The 11,392-nt window shown below is 49.3% G+C and carries 7 protein-coding genes and 1 pseudogene; 6 read left to right on the top strand and 2 right to left on the bottom strand.

From position 1 onward, the window contains the following. Nucleotides 1-124: 124 nt before the first annotated feature. The 6 genes from RF819_RS00290 to RF819_RS00265 all read left to right on the top strand — a co-directional run bounded on the left by RF819_RS00290 (nucleotide 125) and on the right by RF819_RS00265 (nucleotide 9,387). Nucleotides 125-3,802, top strand: a complete 3,678-nt coding sequence (locus RF819_RS00290; protein WP_158081207.1) for an ATP-binding protein — start codon at nucleotides 125-127, stop codon at nucleotides 3,800-3,802. Continuing rightward, nucleotides 3,799-4,446, top strand: a complete 648-nt coding sequence (locus RF819_RS00285) for a condensin complex protein MksE (RefSeq protein ID WP_143541537.1) — start codon at nucleotides 3,799-3,801, stop codon at nucleotides 4,444-4,446. The genes RF819_RS00290 and RF819_RS00285 overlap by 4 nt, the downstream gene beginning before the upstream one ends. Before the next feature lie 115 nt (nucleotides 4,447-4,561). Continuing rightward, a complete protein-coding gene (locus tag RF819_RS00280; protein ID WP_143541536.1) occupies nucleotides 4,562-5,680 on the top strand; it encodes a hypothetical protein in 1,119 nt (372 codons plus the stop codon). 4 nt (nucleotides 5,681-5,684) lie between these two features. Further along, nucleotides 5,685-6,533 carry a DUF7281 domain-containing protein gene (locus tag RF819_RS00275; RefSeq protein WP_078363129.1) on the top strand — a complete coding sequence of 283 codons (849 nt, stop codon included), beginning with the start codon at nucleotides 5,685-5,687 and terminating at the stop codon, nucleotides 6,531-6,533. A 1,201-nt stretch (nucleotides 6,534-7,734) separates the two neighbouring features. Then, nucleotides 7,735-7,983, top strand: a complete 249-nt coding sequence (locus RF819_RS22000; protein WP_078363128.1) for a helix-turn-helix transcriptional regulator — start codon at nucleotides 7,735-7,737, stop codon at nucleotides 7,981-7,983. Nucleotides 7,984-8,262: 279 nt separating this feature from the next. Then, entirely contained in the window at nucleotides 8,263-9,387 is a 1,125-nt protein-coding gene (locus RF819_RS00265; RefSeq protein ID WP_078363127.1) for a YagK/YfjJ domain-containing protein, read from the top strand. Nucleotides 9,388-9,430: 43 nt separating this feature from the next. On the opposite strand, the gene RF819_RS20795 is transcribed toward RF819_RS00265, so the two are convergent. Then, nucleotides 9,431-10,153, bottom strand: coding sequence for a hypothetical protein (locus tag RF819_RS20795; RefSeq protein WP_143541535.1), 723 nt, complete (start codon nucleotides 10,151-10,153; stop codon nucleotides 9,431-9,433). A gap of 278 nt (nucleotides 10,154-10,431) precedes the next feature. After that, nucleotides 10,432-11,390: pseudogene (locus RF819_RS00260) on the bottom strand (IS5 family transposase). Nucleotides 11,391-11,392: the final 2 nt, after the last annotated feature.

The raw sequence follows: 11,392 nt of genomic DNA, 5'->3' as shown, positions 1-11,392 counted from the left end.
GATTGGCTAGCAGGGGGTTAACCAAAGCCTATAGATAGGATAGCAACAAGTTGACTGGTTGGCAGGTGATCAAAGTTGTGCAACAGAGAATAAAGATTGCAATATGACTTCAAGACTCAGAAAAATGTTTCTGATCAACGCCAAGACTTCAGGGAAAGTCTGTTCGGGGCGAATCACTGAACTCGATATTCGCGGTGGAGCCGCCATCACGGGGCCCAATGGTGCAGGCAAAACAACGACGCTGCAGCTACTTCCGCTTTTCTTCGGGCATTCGCCCAGCCAAATCGCGCCAGTGGGAGAGAACCGGGAGCCCATGTTGCGCTTCGTTCTGCCGTACCCGGAGTCTGCCGTTGTCTATGAATACCAACGTGGTGATGGTCTAGATGATGTCTGTCTAGTCGTGCTGCGCCGACATACGCAAACGGATGCCCCTGAATACCGTTTTTTTGCCTCTGCTTTCCGAAAAGAGTTCTTCGTCGCCAAAGACAGTGATGGCGATGGTGAGGTCTTTCTAGATGACGTCACCAGCGCTGAAGTGGCAACCAAACTCGGTTGTTCACCGAGTGCAAAGCACACCGCCGCACACTATAGACAAGTGATTCTGAACAACATCGGCGTGGGCAAAGACGCCGACGCCCGACGCGTGGAGGCTCGAAAGTTCAGCTTCAGTTCAAAACGGTTGCCACACTTGGACAGGCTTGTCGCCGCTGTGGTCAAGGAACACATCAACTTCGCAGACTTCACCGAAGTGGCCGCCAACATCGTCACGGAGCGCATTGGTGGACTCAACGCCAACGGTGCTGGCAAATCGCCACAACTGAGGCAAAGCAAGGAACAGATTGAGAGATGGTTGCGCGATCGTGACGGTGCTGAGCGTGCCCTCAAACTCAAGCCGCTCGTCGAAGGGCTGCGAGATGCTCTGGGCAGAAACCAGCAACAGGAAATCCTGCTTGGACAGAAACGCTCTGATGTCCAGCGGCTTCGCCGCATCAATCAGCAAATCGTTGATCAGGCGAATGCGGCACTCAAAGCACTGACTGAGTTGAAAAATAGGGAGACTGAGCAAGCCGATGCCGAACTAGACAAACACAATGGACTGATTGCTGCAGCAACGCAGTCAGTTCGTGAGGCTTCCAACTTGTATCAGGATCTCAAGAACCAAAAAGACTACTTGGAAGACAACGATGCCCCTGCTTGGGCAAAAAAGCAGCAGCAACTGCCAGGGATGAAGGCCAGCCGGGACACGCAAAGTGAGTTGATAGGCGAGCTGCAAAAGGCTGCATCGGGCATCTTGCAAACCTATGAACGAAGTATCAGCAATGCAAAGTCAACAGCCGCTTTGACGACAGTCAAAATGCTCGAAGGCAAGAACACCCCAAATAATCTGTACGACAAGGAAATTGCATTGCTCAGTGAGCAAGAAACAACGGCCCTCAATACTCTCAACGATAAGAATGAGGCGGAACTTGCTGATCTTCAAGCCAAATTGGAACGCCAAATTGCGGCAGTGTCCGAGGCCGAGATGTGTCTCGCTCGCCCACGCGTCGCGCCAGAGATTGAAGAACGATGGCGTCACGCGGCAGTCGTTCTGTCTGACCACCAGCAAGAGATCATTGTCGCGCAAGGCGCCCTCAGTCAGTACACAAACAACCGGAACGCTGCCCAAAACAAGCGCGACGACCTGGAGCGCCAGGTTGAGCAACAAAAGCAGCGTTTACGTGAAGCAGAGCAAGCGCTGAACCAAGCTCAGGCACGGGTGCAACCCGCTGCAGGCAGCCTCCACGCAGCGCTGCTTGCCAGCCCCGACGATCAATGGCGCGCGCACCTTGCAAGGGTCATTGATCCCGCTTTGTTGGTAAGGACTGATCTCTATGGCCACCTGGTAGACGAAGGCAGCAGCTTGTACGGGTGGGCTATCAATCTGGATGCCATAGAAGCTCCCGAGTGGACTCATCGAGAGATGTTGGACAACATGCTGGCGATGTGTGAGCAACAAGAGTCCACAGCAAGAACGAGGCTGGTTGAACTGGACGCTGCCTTCAATGACGCAGAGGAGGCTCGTCTTGAAGCGATAGAAGCTTTCAATCAACACGATGCCCGGTTGAATGTCCTCAACGGCAAGACTGAGCGATTCAAGAAGCACGAAAGCGCCTGCAAGGCTGACATGGTCAAGGCAATGGCAGCGGCCGAAACGCTGGCCGGCCAGGAACATGATGCCGCAAAACAAAAACTCGCAGCCGAGCGGAAAAGCCTGAACACGCGCAAAACGGAGATGGCAAAAGAGGTTGCAGCCGAGAAGGAAACGTTCAATGCCGCAAGAAAGACAGCGCAGACCCGACGTGACACCAAACTCAATGAGATTGACGCAAACGTCACAACCTTCCAGCGCCAGCAGTCAACGTTGATAAAGGAAATGGAGTTGGCACGCGACAGGGAGTTGCAGGAGAAGGGCGTTGATACCGACAAACTCAACAGGCTGAATACTCAGCTGAATATGCTCACTGGCGAGATCAAAGAGATCAACGATCATGCCGATTTGGTTCTCAGTTGGGATCGCTGGATCAACACCCACGGCCCATCCAGGTTAGTCGATGCCGACACAGCTCTTGAGCGAGCGAAAAAGGCGTTGACAACAGCACAGACCAACCAGAGCGACCTTCAGAAAGCCCATGCTAAACGCCTGCTGGATCTCGCAAAGCAGGAGAAAACTCACAACGGTGCCATAAGCAAAGCGAATTTCGAGCTCAACATTCTCAACGAGGCGGATCGTCTTCTGGCCGACTTTGCCATGTCCGGTGCGTCCACCCTGACATCGGATGCTTTCGCTTCAGAGTTGTTAGCGGAGTGCCAGTTGGCATTTGAAGCCTTCAATGACATCCAAAGGGATATCCGCCTCAAGGTCCAGCGGTTGGAGCGCGAGTTGTGCGAAAAGGAAAGCTCGACCAGGGAGTTCGTTGTTGGTGTGCTCAACGAGGTCGACCAGGATAGATCTGATGTGGCACGGGCCACTCGGATGGTCCGGCTTTACGACAGAATTCCACGTGAAGTTGTCGTCAATGTGAACACTTCACTGAGCACCATCCTGGAGAACATCAGCGAGTACCGCAAGACACTCCTGAGTTTCGAATCTGAGGTACGGCGGTTCAACCAGTCGTTACAAGAAGGGCTCAAGCGAGTGAGCCGTAGTTTCGAACGCTTTTCAGACTTCACCGCCAATGTAGTCACTGACTTTGACAAAATTGACTTCATTGGCAAGCTCAAACTCCTTGATGACGTGGTGCTGGAGCACCGAGCACAGCACCATTCGTCCTACAGCATGCATGTGCCTCCAGTCCACATTGCGGAGGCATTGCGCACGTTCATGACAGCGCTGGCCTCCGGGACCATGGAGATCAACCTCGGGCAGCACATCACCTTGTCCGGGAGTGTCACGGACGATGGTAACTTCAAGACATTCCATAGCGAGTCGCAGCTGGAGCAAATCAGTTCCAACGGTCTGACGGCCATTGCATTGATCATGCTGCTGTCGGGTTTGATCAATGTCATCCGCGGGAGTGAACCGATCCACATTCCCTGGGCAACTGACGAAATCGGTCGCTTTGATCCCGGCAACTTCCAGCGCTTGATGCAAATGCTGCAACATAACCTAATTGATGTCGTGACCGCATCACCGTCGTTGACCCCGGCTGCTTACGAGCACTTCGCCAAGCGGTATGTGTTTCAGCCGCAAGGCGTCATTGCTGAGTACCGGCCGCGCGCACGTGCTCAAGCGCTGCCTTCATTCGTCGGAGTTGCATCATGAGATCACAGACATTGCGAAGCCTTCTTGATGGCCAATACATCTGCGAGTTTGCGTTTCCGGTGGAGTTCGCTTACCTGACTGACGACGATCATGCGGCGTGGGTCAACGAGTGGCTGTCTGCTCTGGACATGAGACTGGCACGTGTCTGTGACGACGGCGCATTTTTCATGGCGCCAATGGAAATGCAGCCATCTGATACGGCCAAGATTCGGGACGAGTTCCTGCGCTTCCGCGACAACTACGGACCATTCGTTCGAATGCTGCAAATGATCCGCTCTGCCAAGGATGATTTCACGCTGCAACCAGGCGAATACTTGCAGCATGCCGAGTTGGTTCAGTCGATCAACGAAAGTGCGTCGTTGTCAGACCAACTGCGAGCGCTGATTGGCACGATCCGCGATACCGAGGCCAGATACACCAATGCGGAACTGGTCAAACGCCTGTTGGAACATTTGCGCAAAGATGGATATCTGGTGCTGGTCAATGAAGCCACAGAGATGTACCGATCAACCGGAAAGATCACACAGTTAACTCAGGTGTTGACCTTCCTGGCCGAAAACACTGAGATCGGCACAGGTGAGACTTCAGAGACTGAAGTGGCCGAAACCGACGATCTCTTTGATCAGGTGAGCAGCCTTGGCTAAGCCCGTTCGAAGCGAGTCTCGCGATCAGGTACAAAAGATCCTTGGGACATTGCATCGCTACAGCGAGGTGATATCCCAGAGTCTCACTGGAAGCGTTTCCGACTCAGATGAGGGCATGCAAAAAGGCATCGCCGCACTGTTGGGTATCAATGCTTTGATGCCAGTTGAAACCGGGGTTTACCAACTCAATCCCCGGATTCGTAGTTTTCTCTCGGAGCGACTGGCGCAATACAGCGCTATGCAAACGCTCACCCGCATCACCGAGCAGATTCACGGTGGTCGCGCGAAATGGCGGGAACTGGTGGACATGCGCCAAAGCGGCGACGAACGGGACAAGGCTCAAATTGAAGAATCACTGAACTACACGCTCAATGAAATCGTGTTCTTCATGGGCCAGAACCTGCGCTTGCTCAATCATCAAACGGCAACCGATTACGGCAATGTGGAATCGTTGAAGCGAAAACTCAGGCAGAACCACTTTTACGCAGATAGCGTCAAGACGTTGATCAGCGAGCTAAACCAGCTGCAAGACTTCTTCGAAATGGTGGACAACGAGGCCTTGGCCTACGGTCTGCACGAAATACGTCACATGGTCAACGTCCGTGTCAAAGCACGAATGGGAGATTGGCGCGTACAACTCAACGACATTCAGGCCATCATCAGCAAGCGCTTGTTCGTTCAACGTCGCGTTGACCGCGAACTCAAGGTACTTTACGGGACCGGGTTGTGGATGGTTCGCAATCCGACCCTTGACGGATTCGAGGTTGAATTGGGAAGTGCCCCGCAGCCGACGCTGTTGCAGCCGACACCGATTCGAGTACGGCCTCGGTTCGATATTCAAGCTCACGGTATTGATCAGGAGAAACTCCTGCAGGCAGCTGCTGCACGTTTGCCGGCGCCATCGGTCGTGGCAGGGACAAAGACAGCTAAGCTCAAGCAAGTCGTCAAGAGCACATCCGTCGAGCTAATTGATCCCCCCATGCGTGAAGAGGATCTCCTGTTAGAGGAGCTCGTCGGCTTTCTGAGTTCGCCCCAGCGCAGACCATTGGAGATTTCGCAATGGCAACTGGAGCGCAGGAAAGCGGCCGGTCTGAGCGAAGAAGCATGGTTGCTGTACGCAACACATCAGCTCGCTGTAAAGGGCATAAGAACTGAGCTTCAAGTCACCAAAGCGACGGACACCTTCAACGCTGTGTTTGATGACGTGATGGTATTTTCTGCAGAAGTCGTGTAGCGACATGAACCTGACCCCCATTGAGCTTCGTTTTTTGCAACGCTTGCTGGCGGACCGCAGAGACAGGCCTCACAGCGCCAGCGCTGAGCGGTTTTATGTGGACCGCAAAATTGGCACACCCATTGGACGCAAGTTTGTGTACTCACAGGAAGATGTAGAACGTGTCAGAAGCCTTTTGGAGGCGCTGCGCCTGCCATTGGCCGCCAGTGATCAACTGATCGACCGTGCAGACGCCGTACTTCGCCCCGGCATTTCCGAAAAGTCAGGCACGGTCAACCCGCATGCCAACACTGTTGCCTTTAAGGTCTTTGCAGGCGGCTCACCAACCACGCGTCCTGGATACCAAGTCGCCAGCGTAGAGGAGGTTGCAGGGCTTACCCCTGACCTGGTGATGGTGGTCGAGAACTTTGAAACACTGCGCCAGCTGGAGCGTTATCAGTGGGTCATTGATCGGCTCACATCAGTCAAAACCGCGCTAACGATCTTCAAGGGGGACAACATCTATCGACTTGATGATGCCCAAAATTGCATCAGTCTGTTTGATTGCCCGGTGTGGGGATTTCATGATTTCGACCCTGCTGGTCTTCACATGAGTTTGTCGATCAGGAATATCGAAGAGCATCTGGTACCGCCACAAGGATTGCTGGCCGCTGCGGTCGTGGCTCAAAAGCGCAGTGATCTCTATTTCAATCAGTACAACCAGTACGCAGGAGCCTTGGATTTGTGTGATCACCCACAAATTGCGGCTCTATGGTCACTGATGAAGCGTTGGCAAAAAGGCTTACCTCAGGAATGGATGCGCGACTTAAGTTTGACGACAACAAATACGTCCCAGGATAGCTCGACGACATAGACGTAATAGTGCTTGCCACGAGCCATGTTGAATGTGTCGCTTTGCCCATTCCGACTCTGCCGGGTCAGTCCATCAAGGACGCCTGAACAGGCCATTTAGCTCCAGCCACCAACTGTCCGGTGTAGACCTGCATGAAGTCCTGTTCACTTTGCCAAATTGCATCGGTCTAAAGGCATCGAATTTGGCCGTGTCATCGTCGTCGCCTCGCCAACATCGCAACGGATTGGTTATCTACCTTGTCGCATTGTCCAATTGATTTGTCTTTCAAAAAAAAGAGTGCTCACTTAATGCACTAGGAAAAATTTATTGACTTAGGACATTGTTATGCCTACACCTGAACGCAGTAGCTAACTGAAGCAATTACCGCGAGCCACATATCAATGTTTGGGAAAAGGCAGCCCGGATTTTGAACATACAGGGTTTAACGTGCGTGGTGCAACAGGGTCAATCACGCCATCCGGTAGAGGCCATTAAAGCCATGGAGTGGCTCACCAAAAGCGCAATCTGAATGTCCTCGGCCTCGTTGCGGTAGCGTCATTTGTCGGCGGAATCCGGTGTGAAGCAGATACCAAAACAGCCGAATTTGACATGCCTTTCAGGCTTCAGACTGATTTGCCAGACTTTAGAGCCAAGGGCTTGAAAGCCGCATGAGTGTTGATGAGGAACTAACAATCTCAGGGCAGAGAACTAAGATTTCAAGCTCAAAAAGCCACATTGGCTGTTCTTGGGCTATTGAAATAGCCACCGTCGATCCTGAACGGAAATGCCGCCAGCGAACACCTTGTGTAAAGCCAACTTGGGCGGAGGAATAGCTTTCCACGACATCGGCACGCCTAATGGTTTACGAGAAAAGTGTGCTGCAAAAAAATGGTGATCAGTCGCACGGCGGATTGACACGCTGATTGCCATTGGCCGCCTGTCCCCCTTTGCTCTTGTTGGCTTGCATAGACCAAGCCAACAAACGGTGAGCAGTCTATTCAGCTAGTTACGTTGGGTCAGCTCCGGCGTGTCGGCTTCGATCTCATGGCACCGTGGACAAGCTGTAAAGCGCACCACGACATGTGTCCTCAGACACTTTTCGTCAAAAACACACAGGTGTACTAAAAGTAAAAAAAACCTTTTCAGCACCCATACCAATGGAGTGAAACGAACGAGAACAATCGGTTTCAACGCAACAAATCACATCCAGAGAGGTAATCCAATGGGACCAGAAACAACAACGCCGAATCTAAAAATATTGCGTCTAAAACAGGTCTGTGAGCGACTGCAGATATCAAGAAGCTCGTTGTACGAAAAAATAACAATAACCTCACCGCGGTTCGATAAGGATTTTCCGCGTCCGTTCAAGTTGGGAGCATCTGCAATCGGTTTTGACGCTGACGCTGTTAATCAATGGGTACTCGGCCGCATAGCAGCCAGTTCAGCAATGGAGGGTACCAAATGTCAGTAGTCCGCCACCCTGTTGAAGCAGCTATGTCTGCTATAGGTAAGGAGGTGCGGAAATAGACGAATTTTGCACTAACTTTTTAATCCTAATCAGAAAACATATGAGCTTGAGGCAGCGATACCTTACTCATAGTAATCAATAAACATCGATCAATAATTTCATAGGAATTTTGTAGTTTATATAATAAATAGATATATCTTTCAACATTTTATTTCAGAAATAAATATAAGACAATATACAAATACATTACAGGTTTAAATTAACCTTCATCAGAAAGCTTTAATGAATAATAATTTAAGAAATGAACTTGGTTTGGCGTTATGTGAGAGCACTTACGCCTATACAAAAACAAATGAGGTAACTCGACGTGAAATTACACGTGAATGGGATCTTGCAGGTTACATTTGGAATATGGAGTTTCTAGTGGATAAAATTATTAAATCAAACGAGAACTATTTCTCGGTCAAAGAGAATCGCTTTAAAAATGGTAGCTATATTCACGTTGCAAAAATTGGCAATTTAATAATAAATAGTCTTAAAATGAATACTGATGAGTTGAAGCAGCATTATCCCATGCATCAATTCAACCCCTATGTCGATTTGTACATCAAACTTGCTGAAGCACGGTATCTTTTTGGGATGCCATGGCTTGCGCATGTCATGAGCTGTGATGAGGTAATTGCACGCTGTGATACGCTAAACGGATTGGTGAGTGAACTCCGAAAGATTGGTAATAGCAGCAAATTTAAGAAAAAGATAAATGACTTTGAACGCTCATCAAATAAAAATTATCGAGAATTAGTGAAATACATTGACAAGCAGTTCGAGAAGCATTCTCGACTGTTAGTTCTAAGGATTGATTTTGGTTATTTGAAAGATCAATGCTGGCCTTCTAATACTGAAGGTGCTATCAAGCACGATGAAGTCAAGTTGCATCGTGAAACCTTGGTGGCTTACATGAAAAGATCATTGCCGAAAAATAGCATGGTTGGCTTTGCATGGAAGCTAGAGTATGGCCTTGAAAAGTCATACCACTATCACATGCTGCTGCTTCTGGATGGATCAATTGTTCGGGAAGATATTACTATTGCCCGAATGATCGGTGAATATTGGAGTAAAACCATTACAAATGGCAAAGGATTGTATTGGAACTGCAATGCCAACAAGTCCTCTTATAAGTCATGTGGCATTGGAATGGTGAGTCATGGCGATTCAGATACAAGAAAAGGCCTTAGAAAAGCTGCAATGTATATGACGAAAACTGACTACTACATCAAGATGGTAACTCCTGGCAATGGTAGAGTTTTTGGTAAGGGGAATATGCCTGAGCCTAAGAAAGGTAATATAGGCCGACCAAGAAATATTGGAAAATATGAACCCAGTAACCTTAATCGCATTGTTTGCTAGTGTGGATTGGTAGAATGAAAATGTTGACTTTCTCTCTGTAGGATTACTGCAGTTTGCTTTTTGTTTTAATAATATTCTTGGTTAGAAGTGATTGGATTGCGGGAGATATTTCATGATCTTTTCGCATCCAAATAATTATTTGATTAAGGAGGCCAACTTCACTCAGATTGATTAGATTTTTTCGATTGAAATCTAAAACATATCCTTTTATTGATCTGGCTGCATCTGGGATACTTTTCCAACCAGCTGTAGGGCATCTAATTTTTAGTAATCTAATTATTTCATCTTTTGTGAGTTTAAAGCTGTTGGCCCTTTGTTTGCCTCCTTTGCTTCGGATTTCATTGGTTGTTTTATCTTTTTTTAACTTTTTTCTAATTAATTGCTCTAATCGATCTGCATTGAAATATACATTTGATTTTGAAATGCATTCCCATGCTTTCTTGTTTTCTCCGTTTTGCTCTATTGCTCTTTGTGCTTCGATACAATATGCGGTGGTGAAAGCTACTGGCATTAAATCGTTATCTCTTCCATTTGGGGTTAAATACTCTGGATAAAATTCTATAACCATATCGTCTGCTGTATATTTTTCATTAATTTTATTTTCTATTATCTTTTTGAATTCTGCGAAATCACCGGTTGATCTTAATTGCATGAAGTAAATATTTAATTTTTCATAAATTTTTGACAATGCATTCGAGATATTTTTCTTTTCTTGTCTGTTCCTAAGTGCTTCAAGAGCATTCATATTTTTTCCTAATTTATCCATGTTTCGTACATGTGTCGCTGAAGCCCAACGAACCCACTGCTGATATGCTCTGGACTATCTGAATCCGCGATAGCGATCAAAAATCGCGTTGTTGTATTTGAGCCATAGTAATGTCGTTAGGGAAGGTCTGAACAACTCAAACCCAGACGTGTTACTGCATAGATCCTCGTCGTCGTTCTGGTTTTGGACGCTGGTTTGGCTCATTCGAACCCCATTTTCCGGGGGGTGCGGGACTTTTTCCACCCCGTTTTGGCCTCCTTGAGCCATTTCAGACGCACTCATGCCTGAGCAGCCATCAAATCGCCACGCGCCATCCACAAATTGGACAGCGCAAACTGCGTGGCGATCTGCGCCGCGTTCTTCTTCAAACCTCGGTAACCGGTTTTCATCTAGCCAAACTGGCGCTTGTTCACCCAAAAGGGGTGTTCCACCTTGGCACGATTGGCCGCCTTTGGCTTCTCAGCCTGCTTCAACATTTCTCCCATTTGATCCGCGTGTTTGAGCGGTTTGTACTTGCCTGGGCGCATGGCGACATGCCAAATCACTTTGGGGGCAGCCCCTGGGTGCTTTTGAACACCTTGGTACGCGGCATCTGCCCATACCGCTGTTTCTTGTCCTTGCAGAAAGCGCTGGACTTGGGTGATGTCATGCGCGTGACCACTGGTGTAGCGCACCGTAAGCACCAAGCTAGGGTCGGCATCCTCGCCAATATGTGCCTTCATGCCGAAGTGCCGTTGGTTGCGTATCAGGCTGGAGTGCATCTCGGGCTTTGTCCTTGTTTTTGGTGGAGCTCGGCGCTGCAATCAGGGTGGCATCAATGACACTGCCATCTATTTGCATCAAACCACGCTAGCTCAAGACAGCGTTCACCTCTGCAAGCATCGTGGAAGACAGGCGGTGTTCTTCCAGCAGATGTCCAAAGCGCAGGGGGTGCTCTCATCGGGCAGGCGGGAGTTGTCGTTCAGACCCACAGATTCCCGGTATAGTGGGATGTCGAAGAAGGCTTCTTCCATCGCTGGGTCCAACAGGTTGAACCATTGCTGCAGAAAGTGGGTGCGCAGCATCACCTCCAGAGAAATGGCGGGCAACCGTTTCGACCCTCTGGGCAATGTGGAGCAATGAGGTTCAACAAGTGAACCTAGGGAACAGCGCGATCCATCTCGTCAAGAGAGATGGCTTTGCAGGTCTTGTGCGTGCACAGAGAGAATCGGAGCGATGCTTGATTGACGCAAGACAGTT

Origin of the sequence: Rhodoferax fermentans (assembly GCF_002017865.1) — a bacterium.
Classification (GTDB): domain Bacteria; phylum Pseudomonadota; class Gammaproteobacteria; order Burkholderiales; family Burkholderiaceae_C; genus Rhodoferax; species Rhodoferax fermentans.
This window is presented reverse-complemented; position numbering and strand designations above follow the sequence as displayed.